The 25,189-nt window shown below is 68.7% G+C and carries 28 protein-coding genes; 10 read left to right on the forward strand and 18 right to left on the reverse strand.

Going from position 1 to position 25,189, the window contains the following annotated elements; genetic code table 11:
* Positions 1–37 precede the first annotated feature (37 nt).
* The 7 genes from O3I_RS31530 to O3I_RS45740 form a co-directional block, all read right to left on the reverse strand.
* Positions 38–1,204, reverse strand: a complete 1,167-nt coding sequence (locus O3I_RS31530) for a glutathionylspermidine synthase family protein (protein WP_014987076.1) — start codon at positions 1,202–1,204, stop codon at positions 38–40.
* Positions 1,204–1,737 (reverse strand): hypothetical protein, encoded by a 534-nt coding sequence (locus O3I_RS31535; protein WP_141691650.1) that lies wholly within the window; start codon positions 1,735–1,737, stop codon positions 1,204–1,206. Before O3I_RS31535 ends, O3I_RS31530 begins: the two co-directional genes overlap by 1 nt.
* A 295-nt stretch (positions 1,738–2,032) precedes the next feature.
* Positions 2,033–2,320, reverse strand: coding sequence for an acylphosphatase (locus tag O3I_RS31540; protein WP_014987078.1), 288 nt, complete (start codon positions 2,318–2,320; stop codon positions 2,033–2,035).
* The gene (locus O3I_RS31545; protein WP_014987079.1) at positions 2,320–2,772 is read right to left on the reverse strand and encodes an OsmC family protein; all 453 of its coding nucleotides are present in this window, start codon (positions 2,770–2,772) and stop codon (positions 2,320–2,322) included. The genes O3I_RS31540 and O3I_RS31545 overlap by 1 nt, the downstream gene beginning before the upstream one ends.
* Before the next feature lie 163 nt (positions 2,773–2,935).
* Positions 2,936–3,643, reverse strand: a complete 708-nt coding sequence (locus O3I_RS31550) for a response regulator (RefSeq protein WP_029893027.1) — start codon at positions 3,641–3,643, stop codon at positions 2,936–2,938.
* Positions 3,644–3,678: 35 nt separating this feature from the next.
* Entirely contained in the window at positions 3,679–6,225 is a 2,547-nt protein-coding gene (locus O3I_RS31555) for a sensor histidine kinase (protein WP_014987081.1), read from the reverse strand.
* Between the two features lie 72 nt (positions 6,226–6,297).
* Positions 6,298–6,462 (reverse strand): hypothetical protein, encoded by a 165-nt coding sequence (locus tag O3I_RS45740; RefSeq protein ID WP_167829192.1) that lies wholly within the window; start codon positions 6,460–6,462, stop codon positions 6,298–6,300.
* A gap of 245 nt (positions 6,463–6,707) precedes the next feature.
* Here O3I_RS45740 and O3I_RS46585 point away from each other — a divergent pair, with 245 nt between their 5' ends.
* The 5 genes from O3I_RS46585 to O3I_RS31570 are packed head-to-tail and all read left to right on the forward strand — an operon-like array spanning position 6,708 to position 11,664.
* Complete coding sequence (locus tag O3I_RS46585) at positions 6,708–6,845, forward strand: hypothetical protein (protein ID WP_237748446.1); 138 nt, start codon at positions 6,708–6,710, stop codon at positions 6,843–6,845.
* Entirely contained in the window at positions 6,842–6,928 is an 87-nt protein-coding gene (locus O3I_RS46880; RefSeq protein WP_226887541.1) for a potassium-transporting ATPase subunit F, read from the forward strand. Before O3I_RS46585 ends, O3I_RS46880 begins: the two co-directional genes overlap by 4 nt.
* Positions 6,929–8,599 (forward strand): potassium-transporting ATPase subunit KdpA, encoded by a 1,671-nt coding sequence (gene kdpA / locus O3I_RS31560; protein ID WP_014987082.1) that lies wholly within the window; start codon positions 6,929–6,931, stop codon positions 8,597–8,599.
* A 1-nt stretch (position 8,600) separates the two neighbouring features.
* A complete protein-coding gene (gene kdpB, locus O3I_RS31565) occupies positions 8,601–10,772 on the forward strand; it encodes a potassium-transporting ATPase subunit KdpB (RefSeq protein ID WP_014987083.1) in 2,172 nt (723 codons plus the stop codon).
* Position 10,773: 1 nt separating this feature from the next.
* Positions 10,774–11,664 carry a potassium-transporting ATPase subunit C gene (locus O3I_RS31570; RefSeq protein WP_014987084.1) on the forward strand — a complete coding sequence of 297 codons (891 nt, stop codon included), beginning with the start codon at positions 10,774–10,776 and terminating at the stop codon, positions 11,662–11,664.
* A gap of 76 nt (positions 11,665–11,740) precedes the next feature.
* On the opposite strand, the gene O3I_RS31575 is transcribed toward O3I_RS31570, so the two are convergent.
* The 7 genes from O3I_RS31575 to O3I_RS31605 form a co-directional block, all read right to left on the reverse strand.
* Positions 11,741–12,136, reverse strand: a complete 396-nt coding sequence (locus O3I_RS31575) for a VOC family protein (protein ID WP_014987085.1) — start codon at positions 12,134–12,136, stop codon at positions 11,741–11,743.
* Positions 12,137–12,183: 47 nt separating this feature from the next.
* Complete coding sequence (locus O3I_RS31580; protein ID WP_014987086.1) at positions 12,184–12,888, reverse strand: flavodoxin family protein; 705 nt, start codon at positions 12,886–12,888, stop codon at positions 12,184–12,186.
* Positions 12,885–13,325, reverse strand: coding sequence for a hypothetical protein (locus O3I_RS31585; protein ID WP_041562994.1), 441 nt, complete (start codon positions 13,323–13,325; stop codon positions 12,885–12,887). The genes O3I_RS31580 and O3I_RS31585 overlap by 4 nt, the downstream gene beginning before the upstream one ends.
* Positions 13,322–14,500 carry a molybdopterin-dependent oxidoreductase gene (locus tag O3I_RS31590; RefSeq protein WP_014987088.1) on the reverse strand — a complete coding sequence of 393 codons (1,179 nt, stop codon included), beginning with the start codon at positions 14,498–14,500 and terminating at the stop codon, positions 13,322–13,324. Before O3I_RS31590 ends, O3I_RS31585 begins: the two co-directional genes overlap by 4 nt.
* A 163-nt stretch (positions 14,501–14,663) precedes the next feature.
* Positions 14,664–15,362 carry a methyltransferase domain-containing protein gene (locus O3I_RS46145; protein WP_014987089.1) on the reverse strand — a complete coding sequence of 233 codons (699 nt, stop codon included), beginning with the start codon at positions 15,360–15,362 and terminating at the stop codon, positions 14,664–14,666.
* 166 nt (positions 15,363–15,528) lie between these two features.
* Positions 15,529–16,209 carry a TIGR04282 family arsenosugar biosynthesis glycosyltransferase gene (locus O3I_RS31600; RefSeq protein ID WP_014987090.1) on the reverse strand — a complete coding sequence of 227 codons (681 nt, stop codon included), beginning with the start codon at positions 16,207–16,209 and terminating at the stop codon, positions 15,529–15,531.
* Positions 16,206–16,877: a glycosyltransferase family 2 protein gene (locus tag O3I_RS31605; RefSeq protein ID WP_041562995.1), complete on the reverse strand. Its 672-nt coding sequence runs from the start codon at positions 16,875–16,877 to the stop codon at positions 16,206–16,208. The genes O3I_RS31600 and O3I_RS31605 overlap by 4 nt, the downstream gene beginning before the upstream one ends.
* A 124-nt stretch (positions 16,878–17,001) precedes the next feature.
* Between O3I_RS31605 and O3I_RS31610 the strand changes: the two genes are divergently transcribed.
* The 3 genes from O3I_RS31610 to O3I_RS31620 are packed head-to-tail and all read left to right on the forward strand — an operon-like array spanning position 17,002 to position 20,066.
* Positions 17,002–18,345 carry a hypothetical protein gene (locus O3I_RS31610; protein ID WP_014987092.1) on the forward strand — a complete coding sequence of 448 codons (1,344 nt, stop codon included), beginning with the start codon at positions 17,002–17,004 and terminating at the stop codon, positions 18,343–18,345.
* A gap of 4 nt (positions 18,346–18,349) precedes the next feature.
* Complete coding sequence (locus tag O3I_RS31615) at positions 18,350–19,048, forward strand: response regulator transcription factor (protein WP_014987093.1); 699 nt, start codon at positions 18,350–18,352, stop codon at positions 19,046–19,048.
* A complete protein-coding gene (locus tag O3I_RS31620; protein ID WP_014987094.1) occupies positions 19,041–20,066 on the forward strand; it encodes a sensor histidine kinase in 1,026 nt (341 codons plus the stop codon). The genes O3I_RS31615 and O3I_RS31620 overlap by 8 nt, the downstream gene beginning before the upstream one ends.
* A gap of 4 nt (positions 20,067–20,070) precedes the next feature.
* On the opposite strand, the gene O3I_RS31625 is transcribed toward O3I_RS31620, so the two are convergent.
* Entirely contained in the window at positions 20,071–21,138 is a 1,068-nt protein-coding gene (locus tag O3I_RS31625) for an NAD-dependent epimerase/dehydratase family protein (RefSeq protein ID WP_014987095.1), read from the reverse strand.
* 180 nt (positions 21,139–21,318) lie between these two features.
* Here O3I_RS31625 and O3I_RS31630 point away from each other — a divergent pair, with 180 nt between their 5' ends.
* Positions 21,319–21,546 (forward strand): hypothetical protein, encoded by a 228-nt coding sequence (locus tag O3I_RS31630; protein ID WP_041564617.1) that lies wholly within the window; start codon positions 21,319–21,321, stop codon positions 21,544–21,546.
* A gap of 26 nt (positions 21,547–21,572) precedes the next feature.
* Here the strand turns inward: O3I_RS31630 and O3I_RS31635 are convergent, their stop codons facing one another.
* Positions 21,573–22,661, reverse strand: a complete 1,089-nt coding sequence (locus O3I_RS31635) for a winged helix DNA-binding domain-containing protein (protein ID WP_014987097.1) — start codon at positions 22,659–22,661, stop codon at positions 21,573–21,575.
* A 74-nt stretch (positions 22,662–22,735) separates the two neighbouring features.
* On the opposite strand from O3I_RS31635, the gene O3I_RS31640 reads away from it, so the two are divergent.
* Positions 22,736–23,023, forward strand: coding sequence for a hypothetical protein (locus O3I_RS31640; protein WP_041564618.1), 288 nt, complete (start codon positions 22,736–22,738; stop codon positions 23,021–23,023).
* 40 nt (positions 23,024–23,063) lie between these two features.
* Here the strand turns inward: O3I_RS31640 and O3I_RS31645 are convergent, their stop codons facing one another.
* Together O3I_RS31645 and O3I_RS31650 are read right to left on the reverse strand one after the other, a co-directional pair.
* Positions 23,064–23,495: a carboxymuconolactone decarboxylase family protein gene (locus tag O3I_RS31645; RefSeq protein ID WP_014987099.1), complete on the reverse strand. Its 432-nt coding sequence runs from the start codon at positions 23,493–23,495 to the stop codon at positions 23,064–23,066.
* Positions 23,496–23,583: 88 nt separating this feature from the next.
* Positions 23,584–25,122, reverse strand: coding sequence for a PstS family phosphate ABC transporter substrate-binding protein (locus O3I_RS31650; RefSeq protein ID WP_237748167.1), 1,539 nt, complete (start codon positions 25,120–25,122; stop codon positions 23,584–23,586).
* Positions 25,123–25,189: the final 67 nt, after the last annotated feature.

Below are 25,189 nucleotides of genomic sequence, written 5' to 3' on the forward strand. Positions count from 1 at the left end.
GATCCTTCCGAGGTGTGTTGACTACCAGGTGAATTGGCTACGAGCTGACGATGCGGTGCGGGACGAAGGCGGAGCCGTCGTCGGTGATCAATCCGGCGGTCTCCCGGATGCCGAGGCCCGCCGCGGTGTCGCCGACGATCCAGGCACCCAGCACGGGGCGCATGTCGTCGAATTCCGGTAGCGGATCGAGTAATTGGTAGACGTAGCCTTCTTCGCCGTAGACACCGCCGGTGGCGGTCTCCAGTCCGGCGCCGACGATGGTCATGTTGGCGCCCTCGCGGCCGAGCTTCGGTTTGCGGATGTACTCGGTGAGCTCGTTGGGCTGATCGAGGTAGGCGGGCAACAGGTTCGGGTGACCGGGGTACATCTCCCACAGCACCGCGAGGATCGCCTTGTTGCTCAGCAATGTCTTCCAGAGCGGCTCGATCCACATCGTCTGCGGCAGGCTCGTGACCACGCGCTTGCCGAAATCGTCGTCGAGCGCCCACTCCCACGGGTACAGCTTGAAGATCGCTTCGATCGGCGCCTCGGCCAGATCCACGAAACGCTCCAGCTCCGTGTCGAATCCGACCTCTTCGATGGGTAGCGCGATGGTGTCGAACCCGGCCTCGGCCGCCGTCTCTTGCATGTAGGCCGTGGTGACGTTGTCCTCGCCGGTGGCGTCGGCGCCGGACCAGCTGAAGTGCAGCTGCGCGGTCGGCAGCGTGTCCCGCAGCTCGGTCCAGCGTTCGACCAGCTTCTCGTGCAACGAATTCCACTGATCGCCGTCGGGGTACAGCGCGGTCAGCCAGTGCCACTGCACGATCGCCGCCTCCAGCAGCGAGGTCGGCGTGTCCGCGTTGTATTCGAGCAGTTTCGCGGGACGACGCGCGTCATAGCGCAGATCGAAGCGGCCGTAGACGTGCGGGTCGCTGCGCCGCCAGGATTCGGCGATCGGTCCCCAGGTCCATTCGGGCAGGCCGAAATCCTTGAACCGTTCGGTGAGCACGATGTGCTCCACCGCGTTCAGGCACATCGAGTGCAGCAGTTCGACATCGGCTTCCAGCGCGAGGATTTCCGGCATCTCGAACTCGTAGTGCACCGATTCGTCCCAGTACGGCCGCGGCTGACCGCTGGCGTCGCGGCCCGGCGAACCGTAGACCAGCCCTTGGCTTTCGGTGATCTGCTGCCACCCCGGGCGGGGTGTACTGCGCACGCGCCGCATCAGGACCCGCTGCCCGTGCTCTTGCTGCCGAGCCCGCCGCGCTGAACGGTGGTGCCGCTCTTGGTCTTTATCTCGGCGCTCTTGGGTTTCACCGTGGTGCCGCCGGTCGGCGGCTTGCCGATCGTCGGGGTGCCGCCGTAGTAGTAGCGGTACTGCGGACCGCCACCGAGGATGATCAGGCCGGGGCTGACGTGCGGTCCACCGTCACCGACGAAGCCGGGACGTCCGTCGCCGCAGTAGCTGTCCTCGACCACGATTTCCTGGCCGTTCTCGGTCTTCACGCACGACGCGGTGACTTTGTCCGGCGCGGTGATCGCCCGGTAGGCGAGATAGCCGCCGCCGACCAGCGCGGCGACGCCGACGATCGCGGCACCGCCGATCATCACCCGTTTGCGGCCGCGCTTCTTGGCTTCTTCGGCGGCGGCCGCGGCACGCTGCGCCGCTTCGGCCCGCTTGCGCGCCTTGTCCCTGGCGCGAGCCTCGGCGACGGTCGGTGGTCGCGGCTGCGTGACGCCGGCTTCTTGCCGCTGCATACTGCCTTGCCGTGCAGGTTGCGCCGGATCTCCGGCGCCGGGCTCGCTCGGCGGCGTTGCGCCGAACTGCCCGGGGATCGGCCCCAAGGGCGGCTCGGCGCTCCACTGTTGCCCGGCACTCGGCGGGCCGGCCTCGGCCGGCGGCTCGGAGTGCCACGACTGGCCTGGATTCGACGGCGGCTGAACGGGATTCGACGGCGGCTGCGGGGTGCCCTCGTTCGGCCCGGCGCCGGAACGGTCCTCACCCGGATTCTGTGTGCTCACTGTCGAGTCCCCGTCCTAGCCCGAGCCACCACTAACGCTCCTCGAATCCGGTCAAATCACCCCGCGCGGGCTCCCAGCTTTCCACAACCAACGTCACCCGACCAGGAGTATCGCCGGACCGTAACAGTTCGAGCAACCGCGCGCAGTCCGCGCGCGGGCCCTCCGCCACGACGTGCACCCGCCCGTCGCGCGCGTTGGTCGCGTGCCCGCTCAGCCCGAGTTCCAGCGCCCGCGACCGCGTCCACCAGCGAAATCCCACGCCTTGGACGCGGCCGTGCACCCACGCGCTCAGCCGGACGGTTTCGAGCGCCTCCCCCATCAGGCCTCGATGTCGAAGGACAAGGTCACCTTCGTCCCGGCTTGCAGGGTGCGGCCCACCGTGCAGGCCTTGTCGATGGCGCGCTGCACCGTCACCAGCAACCGCTCGCGCGCCTGCTCGTCCAGTTCGCTGAGATCGAGTTCGAACGACTCGTCCAGCTGCGGGTACACCTCGTTCTCCCGGTCGGCGTCGCCCGAGACGCGAATGGTCGCGTCGAAGGAATCGCCGAGCTTGCGCGCGAGGGAGAAGTCGGCGCTCAGCCCGGAGCAGCCGGCCAGCGCGATCTTCAGCAGCTCGCCGGGGGTGAAGGCGCCGGGCACGCCCTGCGAGGCGATCAGCACTTCGGCGCCGCGCGAGCTGCGGCCGGTGTACGCCCGCGTCCCCGTGCGCTCGACCCAGAGTTCGGTCGGTTGTGCTGCGGTGCTCGCGGAGGTAGCGGTTGGTTCAGCCATGGGTCCGATCCTGCCATTCTTTGTCGGAATCAACTCACGCCTGGCAACGCCGACTGGTCGGTCGCCCATTCCGCGCCGTGCGCAAGCTCTCCGCCGCACCCGAATTCGTGCGCCGAACCGCCGGCGAAGCCCCGCGCGGCGGATCAGGAGGCGCGCGACACCGTCACTCCTGGAAGCGGTAGCCCATGCCCGCTTCGGTGAGCAGGTGTTTGGGGTGTGAGGGGTCGTCCTCGAGCTTGCGTCGCAGCTGGGCCAGATACACCCGCAGGTAGTGGGTTTCCGTCGCGTACGACGGACCCCACACCTCGCGCAGCAGCTCTTTGCGGCCGACCAGCTTGCCGCGGTTACGGACCAGCATCTCGAGCATGCCCCATTCGGTCGGGGTCAGATGCACCGTCTCGTCGTTCTTGGTGACCTTCTTGGCCGCGAGGTCGACGGTGAACGACGAGGTCACCACCACCGGATCGGACGCGTCGGTATCGGTGGCACCGCGCCGGACCGCGGCGCGCAGCCGGGCGAGCAGCTCGTCCATCCCGAACGGCTTGGTGACGTAGTCGTCGGCGCCCGCGTCGAGCGCCTCGACCTTGTCCGCCGAGTCGGTGCGCGCCGAGAGCACGATCACCGGCGCCGAGGTCCAGCCACGCAGCCCGGCGAGCACCTCGATGCCGTCGATATCGGGCAACCCGAGGTCGAGGATCACCACATCGGGATGTTTGTCGGCGGCCGCGCGCAACGCGGCGCCGCCGGTGCCCGCGGTGATCACCTCGTAGCCGCGGACCGACAGGTTGATCCGCAACGCGCGCACGATCTGCGGTTCGTCGTCGACCACCAGCACCTTGACCGCCGGGGCGTCCTGCTTCTTCTCGGTCATCGCGACTTCCTGTGTGGTCGTGGACTCCACTGTCGTCATGAGCTGCTCGCTCCGTTCGCTGCGGCGGGCAGATCGACGATCATGGTCAATCCTCCGCCCGGTGTCGGTTCGGCGTGTACGGTGCCGCCCATCGCCTCGACGAAACCGCGCACCACCGACAGGCCGAGGCCGACCCCGGTGGTGTTGTCCCGGTCGCCGAGCCGCTGGAACGGTTCGAACAGTTGCTCTTCGGCACCCGGCGGGACGCCGGGGCCGGTGTCCACCACCGCGATGGACACCCGATCGCCCTCGCGTTCGGCGGTGACGCGTACCGGCGGAGGATGGTAGTCGCCGGAACCGGCGGGTTGGGTGAAGGCCATGTCGCGGGTGGCGTGGCGCAGCGCGTTGTCGATCAGGTTGGCCACCACGCGTTCGAGCAATCCGCTGTCGGCACGCACGGACACGTCGCCGACCTCCACCTTCACCCGGTCCATCGCCGCGCGCCGCAAGCCGCGCGCGCCCATCCCGACGCTCACCAGCGCCCGGTGCACCACCTCGTCCATGTACACCTGCCGCAGTTGCGGTTTCACCACGCCCACGGCGAGCCGGGAGGAGTCGAGCAGATTGCCGACCAGCGCGGTCAGCTGGTCCACCGATTCCTCGATGGTCTCCAGCAATTCGCTGGTGTCTTCCGCGGAGAACTCGATATCGTCGCTGCGCAAGCTGGACACGGCGGCTTTCGCCCCGGCCAGCGGCGTGCGCAGATCGTGGCTCACCGCGGACAGCAGCGCGCGGCGCAGGCGGTCCGCCTCGAGCAGGGCCGCCGCGGCGCTCGCCTCCTCTGCGAGCCGGGACTGGCGCACCAGCCCGGCCGCCTGATTGGCCACGGCATTGAGCACCGGGCGATCACCCGCGGCCAGCGGCCGTCCGGCGAGCAACAGCAGGCTCGTCGCGTCGCCCGCCTGGATGGTGGTGTCGGCGTCCGTCGCGCGCTGCGGCGGATCGGCCCCGACTTCGGCGACCACCTGTTCGCCGCACAGCATGCTCACCGCCCGCTGCCCGTAGGTCTCGCGCACCTGTTCCAGCAGGTTGGGCAGATCCGCGCCGTGCAGCACGGCGCCGGCGAACATCGTCAGCAACTCGGCTTCCTGCGAGGCGCGCCGCGCCTGCAAGGTCTGTTTGGCGGCCACGTCGACCAGCGCCGCCACCGCCACCGCGACGAACAGCAGCACCACCACGGTGACGAAGTTGTCCGGCTCGGAGATGGTCAGGCTGTAGCGCGGGTCGGCGAAGAACCAGTTCAACAGCAGGCCGGACAGCAGCGCCGAAAACGCCGCGGGCACAACGCCACCCAGCAGCGCGACCGCGACGACGCCGATGAAGAACACCGCGCTGAGTCCGCCGAGTTGCAGGTATCCGTCCAGGAAAACGATGCCGATCCCGCACACCGCCATCGGCACGAGCACCGCCGCCAGCCAGGCCCGGATCGGTTGGCGCGGCATGAACGAGGACCGGCGCAGGCCGCGGTGCGCCTCCTCGTGGGTCACCATGTGCACGTCGATCTTGCCCGACTGCTGCACCACCGTGGAGCCGATGCCCTCGTCGAGCATCCGCGCCCACCGGGAACGGCGCGAGGTGCCGAGCACCAGCTGCGTCGCGTTCACCTCGCGCGCGAACTCCAGCAGTGCGGTCGGCACGTCGTCACCGGTGACGGTGTGCAGCGAGGCGTCCAGACTCGCGGCCAGTTCCCGCAGCCGCGCCAGCCGCGCGGTGGATACCCCGGCCAGCCCGTCGCCCCGAACCACGTGCACCAGCACGAGTTCCGCGCTCGCCTTGCTCGCTATGCGGCTCGCCCGACGCACCACGGTCTCCGATTCGGGGCCCCCGGTCACCGCGACGACCACCCGCTCGCGCGCCTCCCAGAGCTCGGTGATCTTGTGGTCCGCCCGATATTTGGCCAGTGCGGCGTCGACCTGATCGGCCAGCCACAGCAGCGCCAATTCCCGCAGCGCGGTGAGGTTTCCGGGGCGGAAGTAGTTGCGCAGCGCGGCGTCCACCTTGTCGGCGGCGTACACGTTGCCGTGGGAGAGCCTGCGCCGCAACGCTTCCGGTGTGAGATCGACCAGTTCGACCTGATCGGCGCCGCGTACCACCGCGTCCGGCACGGTCTCCTTCTGCTGGATCCCGGTGATCTGCTCGACCACGTCGTTGAGACTCTCCAGGTGCTGCACGTTCACCGTCGAGATCACGTCGATGCCCGCGTCCAGCAGTTCTTCGACGTCCTGCCACCGCTTTTCGTGTTTGCTGCCCGGCGCGTTGGTGTGCGCGAGCTCGTCGACCAGCGCCACCGTGGGACGCCGCCGCAGCACCGCCTCGACATCGAGTTCCGGCAGCTCGGCGCCGCGATAGCGCACCGTTCGCGCCGGGATCCGTTCGATGCCCTCCAGCAACGCCGCGGTCTTGGCCCGGCCGTGCGTCTCCACCACCGCCGCCACCACGTCACGGCCGCGCTCGAGGCGCCGGTGGGCCTCGCCGAGCATGGCGTAGGTCTTACCGACTCCCGGCGCGGCGCCGAGGTAGATGCGCAGTTGGCCGCGTTTCACCTGTCCATCATCGCGTGCCGCGATCCCGGACCCGCGTACCCCTCGGACGGGTCGGCGTGCTGCGCCCGATCCTCACGCATCCAGCGGCCCCGGCTCCGCGCCGTGCAGGCGCTTGACCCGCTCGCCGTCCCCGGCGATGCCGGATACGTCCATTTCGTCGTCCTGGCTCCGGAGCGCGCGAATGAGCAGCGCGCAGCACACGAACCCGACGAGCAGGGCCACGGTGACAGCCGACATGACGATCCTTTCTCCGACCGATCGAAACAACCGGTTGCGCTGGAGAGATCCGCCTGGCCGGGCTTTCCATTACTACCCGCACCCGCGCGGATGAGCTGGATCTTTACGGTGTGTTGACGGTATCGCCGCGGCTTTTGACGGCATCCTTTCAATAATCCCGGGCCGAGGTGTAAACGAAGCGCAAAGGCAATGGTTCCACCCGCAAAGGAGTCGTAAGGAACCTCGGCAGGACCCGGAACGAAGACTTGACTCGCCCTGGTGCGCTCGAAAACACGAGCGCTGATGGAGGTTGGTTAGACATGTCTGTCGTGGTGTTCACGGTGCTGACCGTGGCGATCTTCGCGCTGCTGGGCCTGATCCAGCGGGGGGTGGAAAAGCTGTGATCGCGAACCTGATCGGTTTGGTTCTCGCCATCGCGGTGGCGATCTACATGATCGCCGCGTTGCTTTTCCCCGAGAGGTTCTAGGTGAACACGACAACAGCGGGGATCGCGTTCGTCGCGTCCCTGATCATCGCGCTCGCCCTGGTGCATGTGCCGCTCGGCGACTACATGTTCCGGGTCTACAACGGCCGCAAACACTCCCGTGCGGAACGGGTGATCTACAAGGCCATCGGCGTGCAACCCGAGGTGGAGCAGACCTGGGGCGTCTACGCCCGCAGCGTGCTGGCCTTCTCCGCGGTGGGCATCCTCTTCCTTTTCTTCTTCCAGTTGGTGCAGGGCAAGCTGCCGCTGCACCTGAACGACCCGGCCACCGAGATGACGCCGGCGCTGGCCTGGAACACCGCGGTCAGCTTCGTGACGAACACGAACTGGCAGAACTACTCCGGTGAGTCGACCCAGGGGCACCTGGTGCAGATGGCCGGGCTCGCGGTGCAGAACTTCGTCTCCGCCGCGGTCGGCATGGCCGTCGCGGTCGCGCTGGTGCGCGGCTTCGCCCGCAGGCACACCGGCGACCTCGGCAACTTCTGGGTCGATCTCGTGCGCGGCACGCTGCGCATCCTGCTGCCGATCGCGTTCGTGTTCGCAATCGTGCTGGTCGCCGGCGGCGCGATCCAGAACTTCCACCTGCACGATCAGGTCGCGCAGAACCTGAACGGCACCGCGCAGACCATTCCCGGCGGCCCGGTGGCCAGCCAGGAGGTGATCAAGGAACTCGGCACCAACGGCGGCGGTTTCTACAACGCCAACTCCTCGCACCCGTTCGAGAACCCGACCACCTGGACCAACTGGGTGGAGATCTTCCTGATCCTGATGATCAGCTTCTCGCTGCCGCGCACCTTCGGGCGCATGGTCGGCAGCAAGAAGCAGGGCTACGCCATCGTCGCCGTGATGGGCACCATCGCGCTGGTCAGCACGGTGTTGCAGAACGTCTTCCAGCTCGCCCACCACGGCACGGTACCGACCGCGATCGGCGCCTCCCTGGAGGGCGTCGAAACCCGTTTCGGCGTAGCCGATTCCGCGACCTTCGCCTCCGCGACGACGCTCACCTCGACCGGCGCGGTCGACTCGTTCCACGATTCCTACACCAGCCTCGGCGGCATGATGACGATGTTCAACATGCAGCTCGGCGAAGTAGCGCCGGGCGGAACGGGTTCCGGGCTCTACGGCATGCTCATCCTGGCGGTGATCACCGTTTTCGTCGCGGGTCTGATGGTCGGGCGGACACCGGAGTACCTCGGCAAGAAGATCACGCCGCGCGAGATCAAGCTCGCCGCTTCGTATTTCCTGGTGAGCCCGTTGATCGTCCTGGTGGGTACCGCCCTTGCGATGGCCATGCCCGGACAACGCGCGAGCATGCTGAACACCGGACCGCACGGACTCTCGGAAGTGTTGTACGCCTTCACTTCCGCGGCCAACAACAATGGTTCGGCCTTCGCCGGGCTGTCCGGCAACACCGAGTGGTACAACACCGCGCTCGGCTTGGCGATGGTCTTCGGCCGGTTCCTGCCCATCATCTTCGTGCTCGCGCTGGCCGGTTCGCTGGCCCAGCAGGGCAGCACACCCGAGTCGATCGGCACGCTGCCGACGCACCGGCCGCAGTTCGTCGGCATGGTCGTCGGCGTGACCGTGATCCTGGTCGCGCTCACCTTCCTGCCCGCACTCGCGCTCGGGCCGCTCGCTGAAGGAATCCACTGAAATGACAACGCCTACTACTGAAGTCGCCGAAGTTCCGGACGAGTTCAACGAGTCGAAGAAGCAACTCGAGCACAACGCCGGCCGGGTGCCGCGCGGCGCGCTCGATCCGAAGATGCTGCTGACCTCGCTGCCGGACGCGGTGCGCAAGCTCGATCCGCGCATTATGTGGCGCAATCCGGTGATGTTCATCGTCGAACTGGGCGCCGTCTGGTCCACCGTGCTGGCGATCACCGACCCCAGCTTCTTCGCCTGGACGATCGTCGTATGGCTCTGGCTCACCGTGATTTTCGCGAATCTGGCCGAAGCGGTCGCCGAGGGGCGCGGCAAGGCCCAGGCCGACACGCTGCGAAAAGCCAAGACCGACACCGTGGCCCGGCGACTGGTCGACTGGACCCCGGGTGGCCCGATCGTCGAGGAAGGCGTCGCGGCGCCGGAGTTGCAGCGCGGCGACCACGTCGTGGTCGAGGCCGGTCAGGTCGTCCCCGGCGACGGCGATGTCGTGGAAGGCATCGCCTCGGTGGACGAATCGGCGATCACCGGCGAATCCGCGCCGGTCATCCGGGAATCCGGCGGCGACCGCTCTGCGGTCACCGGCGGCACGACGGTGCTGTCCGACCGGATCGTCGTCAAGATCACCCAGGAGCCCGGCAAGAGCTTCATCGACAAGATGATCGCCTTGGTCGAGGGCGCGAGCAGGCAGAAGACGCCGAACGAGATCGCGCTGAACATCCTGCTCGCCTCGCTCACCGTCATCTTCGTGTTCGCGGTGGTCACGTTGCAGCCGCTGGCGATCTTCTCGAAGGCGAACAACCCCGGCGTGCCGGACACGGCGGCACTGGACAGCAACGGGATCACCGGCATCGTGCTGGTCTCGCTGCTGGTGTGCCTCATTCCGACCACCATCGGCGCGCTGCTGTCCGCCATCGGCATCGCGGGCATGGACCGGCTCGTCCAGCGCAACGTGCTGGCCATGTCCGGCCGCGCGGTGGAGGCCGCGGGCGATGTGAACACGCTGCTGCTGGACAAGACCGGCACCATCACCCTCGGCAATCGCCAAGCCTCGGATTTCGTTCCGATGCCAGGTATTTCGGCCGACGAACTGGCCGACGCGGCGCAACTGTCCAGCCTCGCCGACGAAACTCCCGAGGGTCGTTCCATCGTCGTGTACGCGAAGCAGGCCTTCGGCAAGCGGGAGCGCACACCGGGTGAGCTGAAAGGCGCTACCTGGGTGGAATTCACCGCGCAGACCCGGATGTCGGGTGTCGACCTCACCGACGGGCACCAGTTGCGCAAGGGCGCCGCGAGCGCGGTGATCGAATGGGTGCGCGCCCAGGGCGGGGTCGTGCCCACCGACGTCGGCGTGACGGTGGACGGCGTCTCCGCCTCCGGCGGCACCCCGCTGGTGGTCGGCGAGCTGAAGGACGGCACCGCCCGGCTGCTCGGCGTGATCCATCTCAAGGACGTCGTCAAGCAGGGCATGCGCGAGCGGTTCGACGAGATGCGCCGGATGGGCATTCGCACCGTCATGATCACCGGCGACAATCCGTTGACCGCCAAGGCGATCGCCGACGAAGCGGGGGTCGACGACTTCCTCGCCGAGGCGACGCCGGAGGACAAGCTGGCGTTGATCAAGAAGGAACAGGACGGCGGCCGGCTGGTCGCGATGACCGGCGACGGCACCAACGACGCGCCCGCGCTCGCGCAGGCCGACGTCGGCGTCGCGATGAACACCGGCACCTCGGCTGCCAAAGAAGCGGGCAACATGGTCGATCTGGACTCGGACCCGACCAAGCTCATCGAGATCGTCGAGATCGGCAAGCAGCTGCTCATCACCCGCGGGGCGCTGACCACCTTCTCGATCGCCAACGACATCGCCAAGTACTTCGCGATCCTGCCCGCGCTGTTCATCGCGCTGTTCCCGGGCCTGGACAAGCTCAACATCATGCGGCTGGCCAGCCCGCAGTCGGCGATCCTGTCCGCGGTGATCTTCAACGCGATCGTCATCGTCGCGCTGATCCCGCTCTCGCTGCGCGGCGTGAACTACACGCCGAGCAACGCGTCGAAGTTGTTGAGCCGCAACCTGACGATCTACGGCCTCGGCGGCATAATCGCGCCGTTCATCGGCATCAAACTCATCGACCTCGTCGTCCAACTCCTCCCCGGGATGTCCTGACATGCGTACTTCGACTTGGATCCGGCAGCACGTAGCGGCGCTGCGCGCGCTGCTGGTGCTCACCGCGATCACCGGAATCGCCTATCCCCTGGTGGTTTTCGCCGTAGCTCAACTACCGGGCCTGCACGACAAGGCGGACGGGTCGCTGGTGAAATCCGGCGACACCGTCGTCGGCTCCAGCCTGATCGGCCAGTCGTTCACCGACACCGACGGCAACGCGCTGGTGCAGTACTTCCAGAGCAGGCCGTCCGCGGCCGGGGCCAACGGGTACGACCCGATGGCCACCGCCGCGTCCAACCTCGGCCCGGAAAGCATCGTGGACACGCTCGCCGCCGATCCGGCCGAGACCAAGCTGAGCCTGCTGTCCACCGTCTGCGCCCGCAGCAAGGCGATCGCCGACCGTGAGGGGGTCGACGGCGCCCGGCCGTTCTGCACGAGTACCGGTGTGGGCGCGGTGCTCTCGGTGATCGGGCCGCGCGACGGCCGCGGCGAGGTGACCCATCCCACCCGGGTGGTGAGCGTCAACGAGGCGTGCCCGGCGACGCCGTTCCTGTCCGCGTACCAGGGTGTTCAGGTCGAGTGCGCCCAGCCCGGTGCGGACTATTCGGCGGGCCGGATCGTGCCGATCTTCGGCGACGCCTCGGTCGACACCCCGGTGCCCTCCGACGCGGTGACCGCCGGCGGCAGCGGGCTCGACCCGCATATCTCGCCGAGATACGCCGATATCCAGATCGCCCGAGTCGCCAAGGCGCGCAACATCTCCGAGGATCAGGTCCGTCAGGTGGTGGACGCGCACACCGATGGTCGCACGCTGGGCTTCCTCGGCGAGCCACGGGTCAACGTGGTCGAGTTGAACCTCGACCTCGACCAGCGGTACCCGTTCCGCGGCTAGCGGCACGAAAGAGCAAGGGCCGGTGGCGTCTACGTCACCGGCCCTTGTCGTGTCCGGCCGCGTCCCGCTCGTCGCCTCAGGCGTGTTCGGCACCGAGCGGCAGCAGCGGGGCGCGAGCGGTCAGGCAGAACGGGTGACCGGCCGGATCGAGCAGGACCCGCCACAGATCCGGGCCCGGCTGCACCTCGGCGAGCCGCGCACCCAACCGGATCGCCCCCTCCTGCGCGTCGTCCAGATCGTCCACCCGCAGATCGAGGTGGATGTGCATGGGCGTGTCCCCGTCCGGCCAGGTCGGCGGCCGGTAGCCGGGCACCCGCAGCGCGCACAGGGATCCGCGCTCGGTGTGCACCACCGCCAAATCGTCGGCCCGATAAACGATGTCGCCACCGAGCAGCGACGCCCAGAACTCGGCCAGCGCTTCCTTGTCGGCACAGTGCAACGTGATCAAACTCAACTGAGCGATAGGCACCATCCCATCGTAGGCACGGCCGAGCCCGATTCCGGGTGTTCCGGTGGCGATCAGCGGTATTCGGGGTTCTCGAAATCGAAGCGGCAGCCTGCATCCCACTCCGATCGCTGGTTGCCGTGGGCGGGGATGCCGTTGGCGTCCTTGAGCATTCGGGCGAAGTGCAGCAGGTTCCAGGTCATGAAGGTGGTGTTGCGGTTGGTGAAATCGTTGTCGGGGCCGCCGGAGCCGGGGTCGAGATAGGACGGGCCGGGTCCCGCTTCGCCGATCCAGCCCGCGTCGGCCTGCGGCGGGATGGTGTAGCCGAGATGCTGCAGGCTGTAGAGGATGTTCATCGCGCAGTGCTTGACCCCGTCCTCGTTGCCGGTGATGAGGCAGCCGCCCACGCGGCCGTAGTACGCGTACTGGCCGTGCTCGTTGAGGATCGACGAGTTGGCGTAGAGCCGCTCGATGACCTGTTTGGTGACGGAACTGTTGTCGCCCAACCAGATCGGGCCCGCCAGCACCAGGATGTCGGCGTCCATCACCTGTCGTTGCAGTGCGGGCCATTCGTCGGTGGGCCAGCCGTGCTCGGTCATGTCGGGCCAGACGCCGAAGGCGATATCGTGATCGACCGCCCGGATCTGAGAGACCTGTACACCGTTCTTCGCCATGATGCGGGCACTGATATCGATCAGGCCCTGGGTGTTGCTCACCTCCGGCGAGCGTTTCAAAGTGCAGTTGATGAACAGGGCGCGCAGGTCGTCGTAAGTGGTCACGGAGTGCTCCTTTGTGTCGTGGTGTCGCGCCGACGGCGCCGGTCTGCGAGTTGTGCCGCACCGGCGGCGCCCACCAGCACCCAGACCAGTACCACTGCGGCCACCAAGCCGAGGGGATAGTTCCGGTCCAGCACCGTGGGGTTGTCCGGCATGGCGTGACCGCGGTCGAGCACGGGCGCGGCGATCGCCAGCAGCGCCACCGTACAGACCGCACCGCACGCGGCGGGCCCCCACCAGGCGCCCGGCAAGAACCGGCGAGCGCTAGCGCCCACCGCGGCGCACAACGGCGCGAAAACCGCGTCGTGCAGCAGGATTCCACCCGCGAACCACAGGACGATCGAGATCAGGTCCGCCCGTGGAAAATCGAGCAGCAACGCGATCCCGTACCAGCCGAGCCAGCCGCCCACCAGCAGCAGCAACAGCCGCACCGCGGTCATGATCGGGCCTCGATCGTCGAAAGCCATTTCGTCTGTAGCACTCCGGGCCTGCTGGGCGCGATGAGGCGGCACGGATAGCCGTGGTCGAGATCGAGGGTCGCGCCGTTCAACGACAGCGCCACCAGCGTGTCCGCGTCGACGACATGTCGTTGCGGCAGTGTCGAACTCGCATAGATGCCATTGGTCTCCAACGATCGGAAATGCACGTCACCACCCGGATACGTGCCCACCGCGGCGAGCAGCTCACGCAGGCGCACACCGGACCAGTCGGCGGTGGCACTCCAGCCTTCGACACAGGCGATCGGCAGCCGAGCCCGCGTCTGCGGCATGGCCAGCAGCTCGTCCCTGGTGAAGCCGCGCTGCCGGTCACCGACCCGGACGATCAGCCGATAGTCCGCCGCCCGCGCCGACTCGCCCACACCGGCGGCCGCGGCCGTCCGGTTGACCGGAAGCCCTTGCGGCCCTTCGCCACTACGCGGTGCGAGCACAGCAGTCCAGCGCAGGAACGGAACAGTCTGACCGGCCATCACCAAGGTGGCCGCGCCCGCGGAAACCCAGGCCGCGGTCAACACCGTCCGTCGCGAAACATGGCGCGCGCCCACGTCATCGGCAGACCCGCGGACTGTGGGCTCCGTATCGATCGGGCGGCTCAACGCCTCCCGGATCACCGGCAGCTTCACCGCGAGGTGCACCGCCAACGCCCCCAGCGCGACGAAGGCCATCGCGTAATGCGCGGTGGGAAAGAAGAACTTCCACGGGTAGTACTGCGCGATGTTCAACAGTCCGGTCGACAGCTCGAACACGATCGCGCCGACCAGCAGCGCGATCGACCCCCGCTCCAGCATGCGCAGCGGCGAACCGAGCACCGGGCGCTCGAACAGCTTCGGGTACACCGCCCAGAGTTTCACCAGCAGTAGCGGAATCGCGGCGACACCCGAAACGACATGCAGCCCTTGCGTCAACCGGTACAACCACACCGGGTGCGCGGGCCACCAGAACCAGCTCGGCGGATGCTGAATCCAGTGGCTCAGCAGGCCGGTCACGAAGCAGATCAGGATCGCCGATCCGAGCGCGATGCCCACCCGGCTGGCCACCTCCGGGCCCCGGGCGCCGGAGACTCGGTACCACCGATCGTCCGATGCGCCGGTGCGCTCGGCAGATTCATGCACAGTCATCGGACACCGCCTCGGCGGCTCGAACAGCCATGAACAGGACGACGGAGCGTGCCTGCCGCACCGACGCCGCCACGGCGAGCGCGCAGCGTAGAGCAGCAATCGAACGATCCGCGATGTCCGCCCGATCGAATGCGGCAGGCCGATCCGATCTGTACCCAGCCCATCACGCGACCTCCGATGCCCCGGAGCGCACCGGTCGTGATCGCACCGCGGCGCGGGAAGCCCGGCCGCTGCGCAACCATGCGATGTGCCTGCCGCCCACTTCCGCTGTGTCGACCACCCGAAACCCGGTGCCACGCGCGAGATCCGCCGCATGGTCGATGCTCACCGTGGCCCACGGGAACCAGCGGCCCACGTGTGTCCGCGACTCGACGCGGAGCTGCCGAGTGGCCGAACCCGTACCGGGACGGCCGAACTCGACGACTGCGACACCGCCCGGCATGAGCAGGGACGCGGTACGCGTGAGAATGCGCGCCGGGTCGCCGCCGATCCCGATATTGCCGTCGGCGAGCAGCGCGTAGGCCCAGCGCCCCGTGCCGGGCAGCGGATCGAAGAGATCACGCCGCAGCGCGGGTGCACCGCGAAATCTGGTGATGGCCACCGCCGTCGGGGAGATGTCCACCCCCAGCGCGAGCACACCGCGCTGAAGTAGCGCCGCCACCAACCGGCCGGGCCCGCAGCCGAGATCGACCGTCGGCCCGTCACAGCGGCTCGTCAGCGCGAGGTCCGCACGACGGTCTGTGCCGGACAGTCCCAGCCACCGCGCCATCGGCAGGCGATGCCGCACACCGTCCGCATCACGGACCCAACACTTCTCGCCCGCCAAGGCGCGGTCGAACACGTCCAGCTCGAATCCGCTCACGACGTCGCCTCCCGTGCCGGACAGTCGACTGCGTCGTGGAAAGCTCCGATCGCCCCGATCGGTCGCACGCGACGCGCATCGCGGTGCCGCCGGCCGCCGGCCGTGGCAACACTGCCAGTGGAAACGCGGATCGTGCCCGCCCGGCGCACCGCACCGCAGACGCCGCTCATGATCGCACCAGCCCGCGCTCACGCAGCCGATGGATCTCCCCGGCGAAGCGGCCGCCCGAAGCCTCGGCGACCCGTTGTGCGTCGGCGAAGGTATCGACATCGCTGAACTGCGGCAGCGACGTCACCGCATACCCGCACTGCTGCAACGCCTTCCGTGTCAACTCGCCGGTGCGATCGGTGGACATCGGGACATGCTCGAGCACGCGCGCGGGTTGCGGCGTCGGCAATCCGAGACCCCACCAGCCGCCGTCCTCGGCCGGGCCCAGCAACGCACCGTCACCCGCGACGAGTGCACGCGCCGCCGCGGTCAGTGTGTCGGGGCCGATCTGCGGCGTGTCCATCCCGATCTGGAATACCGGCGCACCGAATCGCGCGGCGTCGGCGTGCGCGTTCGCCAGGCGCGCGCCGAAACCCGCGCCGCGTTGCGGGACGACCTCGAATAGCTCGAGCGCCCTTGCCAATTCACCGCCGCATTCGGCCGCCGACAGATCGCCGGTGAACGCGACGACCCGATGCCTGACCTCGCTGCGCAGCACCGCGTCGAGGGTGTCCAGCAGTGCGGCGGCGGCCACTGTGGCCGCTTCGCGCGGGGTCAGCGGCGGCGAGAGCCGGGTCTTGGCGAAGCCCGCGATCGGCGCCTTCGCGATCACCAGCAGCGTCGCCGGACAGCAGCTCATCGCAGCACCGCCAGGAAATCCTTGGTGGCGCGCAGGGTTCCGAGCCACGAGCCCGACACCTTCGACACCCCGCCCGCGCGCGGCCGGTAGGCGATGTCCCGCTCCACCACCCGCCAACCGGCGCTCGCCGCGCCGACCAGCAGTGCGAGCGGATAGCCGGACCGCTGGTGCAAAGGTCCGAGCGACAGCATTCCGGCCCGGCGCGCCACCCGCATCGCGGCGATATCGTGCACGGGCAGACCGTATTTGCGCCGCAACCGGCGCGCGACGAGCAGGTTGCCGAGCCGGGCGTGCCAGGGCCAGACCCCGGCATGCGTCGGCCGCCGGCGGCCGACCGCGAGATCGGCTCCGCCACGCACCAATTCGACTAGGCCGGGCAGTTCGGCCGGATCCATCGATCCGTCGCCGTCGAGTACCGCGACCAGCTCGGTGCGGGCCGCCGCGATGCCCGCCTGTACGGCCGCGCCGTAGCCCGGTCTGGCCTCGTGCACCACCGTGGCGCCGCGGCTGCGCGCGACGGCGCCGGTGCCGTCGGTGGAACCGTTGTCCACCACGAGGGCGTGGTATCCGGCGGGTAGCGCGGCGAGCACGTCGGGCAACGCATCAGCTTCGTCCCGGCACGGAATCACGACGGTCACTCCGGCAGGATCAACCTGGGTTCGAGTCACGCTGCCGACGCTAAGCCGTCGGGGCCGCGAAACGGCCGGAAAACCTGTGACGAAACAGTGACATCATCGAAAAAGTGGCCAGGATCTGCACAGACAGCTCGCTGACCGCCCTATCGTGAGAGCCGTGTCCGAGACCTCCGTCCTCGATCCCCCGCAGCGTGCCCGGTTCCGTGGCGACCTGGTGGGCGCAGGCAGCGCCGCCGTGCTCGTCGCGGCGGCATTCGTCGTCCCGCGAATTGCCAGCGAATCGTGGCGGAGCAATCTGTACGCCGGTGCCGCGCCGATCTTCGGCAACTGGCTGCCGCACGCGGGCTGGGGTACCGTGCCGGCCGTCGCCCTCGCGATTGTCGTTGTCGCACAGGGCCCGACGCTCGCGCGGCGGTTGTCTTGGCGTCCCTTGCTGGCCGTCTCCTGGGCCGGCGCGCTGGGCTGGGCGTTCGCACTCGCCATGGTCGACGGCTGGGAGCGCGGATTCGCCCGTCGGCTCACCGATTCCAACGAGTACCTGCACGAGGTGGGTGGCGTCACCGACATCGGCGCGATGCTGCGCGGATTCGCCGATCGCATCCTCGATTTCGAGCCGGACTCGTGGACCACGCACGTGTCGGGCCATCCACCGGGTGCGTTGCTCTTCTTCGTCCTGCTCGACCGCGTCGGCCTCGGCGGCGGCGCGTGGGCGGGCACGGCCTGTCTGCTGATCGGCACCAGCGCGGTGCTCGCCGTCGCGGTCGCGCTGCGGGCGCTCGGAGCCGAGGATCGAGCGCGGGCGGCGCTGCCGTTCCTGGTGCTCGCCCCCGCCGCGCTGTGGATCGCGGTCTCCGCGGACGCGATGTTCGCCGGTGTCACGGCCTGGGCCGTCGCATTATTGGCGATCGCCGCGCGACCCGGCGGCAAGACCGGCGCCGCGCTCGCCGCGGGCGTGCTGTTCGCGCTCGGCATCTATCTCAGCTACGGCTTGGTACTGATGGCGTTTCCGGCTGTGGCCGTGCTGATCGCGGCCCGGACCGCGCGCCCGCTGCTGCCCGCGCTGGCCGGTGCGCTGGCGGTCGTGGCCGCGTTCACGCTGGCCGGTTTCTGGTGGCTGGACGGCTATCACCTGGTGGTGCAGCGCTATTACCAGGGCATAGCCAGTGAGCGGTCCTACGCCTACTGGTGGTGGGGCAACCTGGCCGCGACGGTGTGCGCGGTGGGCCTCGCGACCGCCGCGGGCCTGTCCCGCGCGCTGTCGCCGCGCACGCTGCGTGCCCTCGATCCGACGGCACTACTGGTTGCCGCGGCCCTGTGCGCGATACTCGCGGCAGACCTCAGTGGACTGAGCAAAGCCGAAACCGAGCGGATCTGGCTACCGTTCGATGTCTGGCTGCTCGCCGCGACCGCTTTCCTGCCGGGCGCCGCCGCCCGGCGCTGGCTCGCGCTGCAAGCCGCCGCAACCCTGCTGCTGGTCCACACGATCCTGACGAACTGGTGAGAGCATGACGATTCTGATCGCCGACGACGATCCCGTCGTCCGGGACGTGGTCCGCCGCTATCTCGAGCGCGACGGCCACGAGGTGCGCGAAACTGCAGACGGCACAACCACTGTGGCGGCGCTGGCGAATCCGGACGAGGTGATCGAGCTGGCCGTGCTCGACGTGATGATGCCCGCGCCGGACGGCATCGAGATCTGCCGCGGCATCCGCTCGGGGCCGCGACCGGACATGCCGGTCATCCTGCTCACCGCCCTCGGCGACGAGGACGACCGGGTACTCGGTCTGGAGGCGGGCGCCGACGACTACGTCACCAAGCCGTTCAGCCCACGGGAACTCGCGCTGCGGGTCGCCTCGGTGCTGCGGCGCTCACAGGTGGTGCGCGACAGCGACCACCCGGTGCTGCGCGACGGCGCCGTGGAGATCCGCCCGGCGGTCCGGCTCGTCCTCGTCGCCGGAGTGCCCGTGGATCTGACGCCGCGCGAGTTCGACCTGCTCGTCTTCCTACTGCAGCATCCGCAGCAGGTGTTCAGCCGGGAAGCCTTGCTCGCCAAGGTCTGGGGCTGGGATTTCGGCGACCTGTCCACAGTCACCGTGCACATCAAGCGGTTGCGCGCCAAACTCGGCGACAGCCATCGCATCGAAACCGTGTGGGGCCGCGGTTACGCGTGGGCGCGCACCGGGAACGGAGCCGTCGATGCCTGAGGACACCACCCAGCTCATCGTCTACTCGCTGGCCTGCTCGCTGCCGGTGGTCCTGATCGGCGCGATCATCCTGCGCACCACCAGGAATCGGTCGGTGACCACGAGCATGGCGGTGCTGGTGCTGATTCCGACGCTGGCCACCCTCGCGGGCGTGATCGGGGTCAGCGGGCTGATGTTCACCCAGGAGTTGCAGCGCACCGCGGTGGTGCTCGGCATCGTCGCGGCGGTCACCGTCCCCGCCGCGATCCTGCTCGGACGCGAACAGGCCCGAAAGATGGTCTGGGAGAAGCAGATCCTGGAGCAGGAGCGCGCGGCGGAGCAGTCCCGGCGCGAGCTGGTCGCGTGGGTGAGCCATGACCTGCGGACCCCGCTGGCGGGTATTCGCGCGATGGCCGAAGCGCTTTCCGACGGTGTCGTCAGCGGGCAAGCCGACGTGGCGACCTACGCCGAGCAGATCGGCGTCGAGACCAACCGGCTCTCCCGCATGGTCGACGACCTGTTCGAGATGTCGAAGATCAACGCGGGCGCCCTGCGCCTCGAGCTGGAGCCGGTGGATCTGCGGGAACTGATCGACGAGGTGCTCGCCGCGAACCGGCCGACCGCGGCCCGCGCCCAGGTCGAACTCCGTGCGGAACAACCGGATTCGCGCATCGTCGTCACCGCGAACGATCAGGCGCTCGGCCGGGTGCTGACCAATCTGGTGTCCAACGCCATCGCGCACACGCCGCCCGGTGGCGAGGTCGCCCTCTCGGCGGGCACCGCGGACGGTCAGGCGTGGGCGCGGGTCGACGACACCGGGCCGGGGATCGCCGAGGCGGACCTGCCGCGCATTTTCGAGGTCGCCTATCGCGGCACCGCCGCGCGCTCCCCCGTCGCCGCCGACGGCGTACCCACCGGCAGCGGTATGGGTTTGGCGATCGCGGCCGGTCTGGTCGAGGCGCACCAGGGGCACATCACCGCCGAGAACCGGCCCGGCGGCAGCCGTTTCGAGGTACGGCTGCCGCTGTCGGGCAACTGACCGCTCACAGGGTCGGCGCGCACATCCCCGCGCTGTCGCGCAGCGGGGCGAACGCGAACTCGGTGAGACCCGCCACCGGATCCACCTGTGCCACGAAACCCAGGACGCGCCTGGCCTGTTCGGGATCGGCGACGATATGCCGCACGTCGCCGGCCCGATAGCGGCCCGTCACCACCGGGTCCGGGCCGCCGCGCGCCGCGGCCAACGTCAGCGCCACCTCGCCGATGGTGATCGGGCGGCCGGAAGAGACATTGAGCGCGACGAAGCCGGACAGCGGCTGCTCGACGGCCGCGAGGTTCGCCGCGGCGATATCGGTGACGTGCACGAAATCCCTTGCCTGCCGACCGTCCTCGAAGACCTGCGGCGACTGCCCGGCCTCGAGCGCCGAACGGAAGATCGCGGCGACCCCGGAATAGGGTGTGTCCCTGGGCATATCGTCGCCGTACACATTGTGATAGCGCAGTGCGGTCACCGTGGACCCGGTCACCGCCGCCCACGCGGCGGCGTAGTTCTCTTGCGCCAGTTTGCTTGCCGCGTACAGGCTGCGCGGCCGCAGCGGAGCGTCCTCGCGTACCGTTTCCCAGTCGAGAACCTCACCGGTCGCCGGGCAGCGATGCTCGAACATCCCGGCCGCGAGATCCGCAGGGCGGCGGACGCCGGCCGGCACCGGCCCGCACCGCTCGCCGCGGTAGTGTCCCTCGCCGTACACCACCATCGACGACGCGAGCACCAGCCTGCGACACCCGGCCCGATCCATCGCCGCCAGCAGCACCGCCGTGCCGAAGTCGTTGTGACTCGCGTAGGCGGGCGCATCCTGAGCACTCACGCCCGCGCCGACCACTGCGGCTTGATGACAGACGACGTCGACGCCGTACAGCAGCGCATCGAGTGCGTCCCCGTCCCGGACGTCCACCTGCCGGACGCCGTCGGGCACCGCGGCGGACGGTCCGTGCGCCGCCGGGATCATCAGGTCGACCGAGCGCACCTCGTGCCCGGCGGCGGCCAGCGCGCGGCGGATATGCGAACCGATGAACCCGGCCGCGCCGGTCAACAACACCCGCATGCCGGTCACGCCGGATCTCCTGGCCGTGCAATTCGTGTCATGCACCGATCGTGCCTGGTGAACGCGCCGCGGCGGGCGCTCCACGCCGCACCGTCAGACTTTCGTCACGCCTCGATCGCCCGGCAGCATGTCGGTGGGTGTTGCTACCGTGCGCCTATCCGAGGAATGCACAACGCACGGGAGGTCGTGATGGCGGAGCAAGCGTCGGCGGCAGAGTTTCCGCACCGGATGGGCAAGGTCGCCAACCGCGAGCTGGCCGCGCACGGGTACACCCGCTACGACCAGCTCACCGAGGTGACGGCGAAGGAACTGCTGCGCATCCACGGCGTCGGCCCGAAGGCGATCCGGATCCTCGAAGAGGAACTGGCCCTGCGCGGCCTGCACTTCGCCGACCAGGCCGCACCTTTGCCCGAGTAGCCCCATCCGGCTCACGCACCCTCGGATCAGCCCTCGATGATGATCTTTCCGTCCTGACCGGAGGCGACGAATCCGAGCAGGCGCTCGGCCTCGGCGCGCAGGGCGGACTCGTCGGCCGCGGACAGGGGATGCCACGGCGTGACCCGAATGGTGCTGTCCTCCAACGCCCATCGGCCGTGCACGAAACCGTCCACCAGGTACATCGGCACCCCGCCCGAGGCCTCCTTGGCGATCCGCTGCCGATCCTCCTCGCTGATGATCCGGCGGCGGTCCTTGTGCCCGAGCAGCGCGTTGTCGAAGGCGGGCAGGAAGCGCACGGGCACCGGCAGGCCCGGATCAGCCAGCGGCGCGTCGGGCAGGTCGAACAGCACGCGATGCTGATCGTCGGTGAAAACCCGCAGGCTCGAACGCATCTCGTCGACCACCTCGGCGAGCTTGGTCACCCCCGCCCACGCCTGCATATCGGCCACGGTGGCGGGGCCGAACGCTGCCAGATACCGCAGGATCAAGGTCTGCGCGTGCGGCTCGGTCTCCATCGGCACACCGATCCATTCGTCGGCGAGCGCGACCGTCACCGACCGGTTGCGCCATTTGCCCCAAGCCCCGGTCACCGGGCTGTGCGCCATCGGCACCAGCAGCTCCGCCGCCTCGGCGAGCCTGCGCGCGTGCCGATCCGGGAAGCGTTCGGCGAGCAAGCGGCCCAGCTCGGTGCGCGACAGGATCTGACCGGACAGCAATTCCCTTCCCGCGACGGCGAGTTCGGCGAGATCGATGCCATCGATCTCGTCGCGGTAGTACGGCGCCTGCAACGCAGCGTGCACGATCGGGCGCACCGTCGGGCGCAGCCAGCGGAAGTCGTCCGCGTCGGCCAGGTGCACGGTGCGGCGGATCATGGTGGACCGCACCAGTTTTCGTTCTCGTAGTAAGGCGGCCAGATCGTCGTGCCGGAAATCGGTGAGCCGGGACCACAGGCCGACATAGGGCCAATTGGGTTCCTGCCCTTGCACCGCGACCAGATGCCGGACGAGCTCCAACGGTGTCATCGCGACCCGCTGTGCCAGCATCTGACGCACCAGCAGGGTTCGGTTCAGCTCACGCAGCGATAGTTCCGTCATGCCTGCCATCTTCGCCGATGGCACCGACACATCGGGCCGATTCCGCCGGGCATACGTATACGTACAATGTGTTCATGTTCGATCCCATCACCTTGGCCGTCGGTGCCGGGATCGCCGGCGTCGGCTGGGCGATCGGGCGCTACGGCCACCGCGCGGCGTTCGGCAAGACGAAGAGCGCCGCGCAGTGCGGCTGCGGTCACGATCTGTCCGTGCACGACCCGAACGGCGAATGCCACACCGAGTTACGCCGTTCCGTCGCGCCCTCGGTGTGGGAGTGGGTGCAGTGCCCGTGCCGCCGCTACACCGGCCCGCTGCCGGTCGAGGACTACTTCTCCCGGCCGTTCCTGCCGCCGAAGGAGTGAACCGCGCGTGGGCACCGGGCCGGTGCCCACGCATGGTGCCTCAGCCGACCTCGGGCTGCATCCGCAGCGGGACCCCGATCCGGTTCCACAGGTTGATCATCGCGGTGACCGCGACCAGTCCGGCCCGCGCGCCCTCGTCGAAATGCTTCTCGACCTCGGCCCAGATCTCGTCGCTCACACCGTGCTCGCCGAGTTTTGTGACCGCCTCCGCGTAGGCGAGGGCGGCCCGCTCGGTGTCGTCGTAGAGCGCGGACTCACGCCAGGCGTCGAGCTGGTAGATCCGCTTCTCGGTCTCCCCCGCCAGGCGCGCGTCGGTGGTGTGCAGGTCGATGCAGTACACGCAGCCGTTGATCTGGGACGCGCGAATCTTCACCAGCTCGCGCACCACCGGATTCAACGGACCGCGCCGGATCGCCTTCTCCGCCTCGAACCACGCCTTGTAGTACTCGGGGGCGACCTCTGCGAGCTTCATCCGTGCCACGGTGACGTCCTTTCCTCGATGTCCTCGTACAACAGAGGGACGAGACAGCGGCCGCGAGTGTGACGCGGTCTCGCGTAATTCACGATTCCGGCAGGCACCGGCCCGGATCGGGCAACTCGGCGCACGGCGCGTTCCCGTGTTCGCGCAACACATCCTTGCCGCTCTGATCGACCAGGTAGTGCAGGAACGCCGCGGCCAGCGAGTCGCCGGGCACTTCCCCGTAGCTGTAAGCGTATTCCACGCCCCAGAACGGATAGGTGCGCGCTATCGCCGCGTCACGGCCGGCCGGGACGCCGTTGATCGCCAGGGTCGGCAACCCCGCCTGGGCGGCTTCCGAGGACTCGGAATAGCCGACAGCGCCGGGAATTTCGCGGACCGCCTTCTGCATGTCCCTGGTCACCTGCACGTCGCAATGCGCCGCGCCGGTCAGCACGGTGCCTTTGAGCGCGGTGCAGCTGACGTGCGCGCGGTCCGGTTGATCGGAACCGAGGAGTCTGCGTTCGAAGGTGTTACGGGTGCCGGAGCCGGGGATCCGGTTCACAAGCACCACCGGGAGGTCTGGTCCGCCGACTTCGCGCCAGTTCCCGATGCGGCCGAGGTACAGATCCCGGATCTGTGTTTCGGTGAGACTGCGCACCCCGACGGTCTCGTTGGCGATGACGCTGAACAGCGACAGCGCCAGCGGCCGCGCCACCAGCGCCGGATACCCGCTGCCCTTCGGCCCGTCGCTGATCGCGAGCAGACCCGGATGATCTTTGCCCTCCTCGGCCAGCCGATCCAGTCCACGCTCGGTTCCTTCGAACCCGAACGCGAATTGCGCTCCGGTACAACGCTTCCCGTACTGATCGGCGGCTTTGCGCAGCACCGGATCGAACGCCGACGAGCCGACGACGGTGAGTTTGCCCGCGGCGCACTCCAGCGGTGTCGGCGGCGGCTGCGACGACGCGACGACGAACTGCACGACGATCACCAGGATCAGAAACGCCGTCAACGCCACCATCATGCGGGGAATGCCGGTGCGGCTTCGGGTTTCGAGGACGCGGCCGCCTTTGATGCCACCGGTGAGCAGGGGCGCCGGATACTCGCCGACGCCCTCGGCCCGTTGCAGGATGGCCAGGATCTTGTAGTGCTCGCCACGATTCAGCGGCACCTTGGGCAGATCGATGACGCCGATATGGCCCGCCATGTCCTCGCGCACCGCGAGGCCGGAATCCCGGTCCAGGCTGTCGGCCAGGCCTGGATCGCTGAGTTCGGTCACCGCCATACCGATCACCAGGCGCTGCGGGAAGCGCAGATGCAAGCCGATCCGGCCCGCGTCGGGCGCCCGGTAGTCGCGCGTGTCGATATCGGTCGCGCCGCTGTTCTCGATGCGCACCAGCACCACGGACAGATCCTTGAGTTCCGGCCCCGCGCCGTCCCCCGCCGGCCGCAGTTGCGGCAGCACGCCGGGGAACACCGAGGCCACCTCGCCGGTGACCGGGGTGTCCATCTGGACTCGGTAGCCGAGCCGCTTGCGCCCGACCAGCACGAACTCGTACAGGAACGCACCGACCGGCACCGCGATACCGACCAGCGCCAGCACGATATCGACCGGAAACTCGCCCAACGATCCCCCCACGCCACATGATCTCTGTGGCAACCATTTTCAGGCGGACGCGGGCGAACACCCCGGAACGACAGAACTA

Origin of the sequence: Nocardia brasiliensis ATCC 700358, from assembly GCF_000250675.2 — a bacterium.
GTDB classification, from domain to species: domain Bacteria; phylum Actinomycetota; class Actinomycetes; order Mycobacteriales; family Mycobacteriaceae; genus Nocardia; species Nocardia brasiliensis_B.

Bases quoted from the DNA above. Each gene is read 5' to 3' on its own strand.
- O3I_RS31615 (WP_014987093.1), top strand. From the start codon at position 18,350: ATGACGATTCTGATCGCCGACGACGATCCCGTCGTCCGGGACGTGGTC.
- O3I_RS31575 (WP_014987085.1), bottom strand. From the start codon at position 12,136: ATGGTGCCTATCGCTCAGTTGAGTTTGATCACGTTGCACTGTGCCGAC.
- O3I_RS31530 (WP_014987076.1), bottom strand. From the start codon at position 1,204: ATGCGGCGCGTGCGCAGTACACCCCGCCCGGGGTGGCAGCAGATCACC.
- O3I_RS31640 (WP_041564618.1), top strand. From the start codon at position 22,736: ATGTTCGATCCCATCACCTTGGCCGTCGGTGCCGGGATCGCCGGCGTC.
- O3I_RS31630 (WP_041564617.1), top strand. From the start codon at position 21,319: ATGGCGGAGCAAGCGTCGGCGGCAGAGTTTCCGCACCGGATGGGCAAG.
- O3I_RS31645 (WP_014987099.1), bottom strand. From the start codon at position 23,495: ATGAAGCTCGCAGAGGTCGCCCCCGAGTACTACAAGGCGTGGTTCGAG.
- O3I_RS31600 (WP_014987090.1), bottom strand. From the start codon at position 16,209: ATGAGCTGCTGTCCGGCGACGCTGCTGGTGATCGCGAAGGCGCCGATC.
- O3I_RS31585 (WP_041562994.1), bottom strand. From the start codon at position 13,325: ATGACCGCGGTGCGGCTGTTGCTGCTGCTGGTGGGCGGCTGGCTCGGC.
- O3I_RS31540 (WP_014987078.1), bottom strand. From the start codon at position 2,320: ATGGGGGAGGCGCTCGAAACCGTCCGGCTGAGCGCGTGGGTGCACGGC.
- O3I_RS31550 (WP_029893027.1), bottom strand. From the start codon at position 3,643: ATGACCGAGAAGAAGCAGGACGCCCCGGCGGTCAAGGTGCTGGTGGTC.
- O3I_RS31590 (WP_014987088.1), bottom strand. From the start codon at position 14,500: ATGACTGTGCATGAATCTGCCGAGCGCACCGGCGCATCGGACGATCGG.
- O3I_RS31620 (WP_014987094.1), top strand. From the start codon at position 19,041: ATGCCTGAGGACACCACCCAGCTCATCGTCTACTCGCTGGCCTGCTCG.
- O3I_RS31570 (WP_014987084.1), top strand. From the start codon at position 10,774: ATGCGTACTTCGACTTGGATCCGGCAGCACGTAGCGGCGCTGCGCGCG.
- O3I_RS31535 (WP_141691650.1), bottom strand. From the start codon at position 1,737: ATGCAGCGGCAAGAAGCCGGCGTCACGCAGCCGCGACCACCGACCGTC.
- kdpB (WP_014987083.1), top strand. From the start codon at position 8,601: ATGACAACGCCTACTACTGAAGTCGCCGAAGTTCCGGACGAGTTCAAC.
- O3I_RS45740 (WP_167829192.1), bottom strand. From the start codon at position 6,462: ATGTCGGCTGTCACCGTGGCCCTGCTCGTCGGGTTCGTGTGCTGCGCG.
- O3I_RS31545 (WP_014987079.1), bottom strand. From the start codon at position 2,772: ATGGCTGAACCAACCGCTACCTCCGCGAGCACCGCAGCACAACCGACC.
- O3I_RS31635 (WP_014987097.1), bottom strand. From the start codon at position 22,661: ATGACGGAACTATCGCTGCGTGAGCTGAACCGAACCCTGCTGGTGCGT.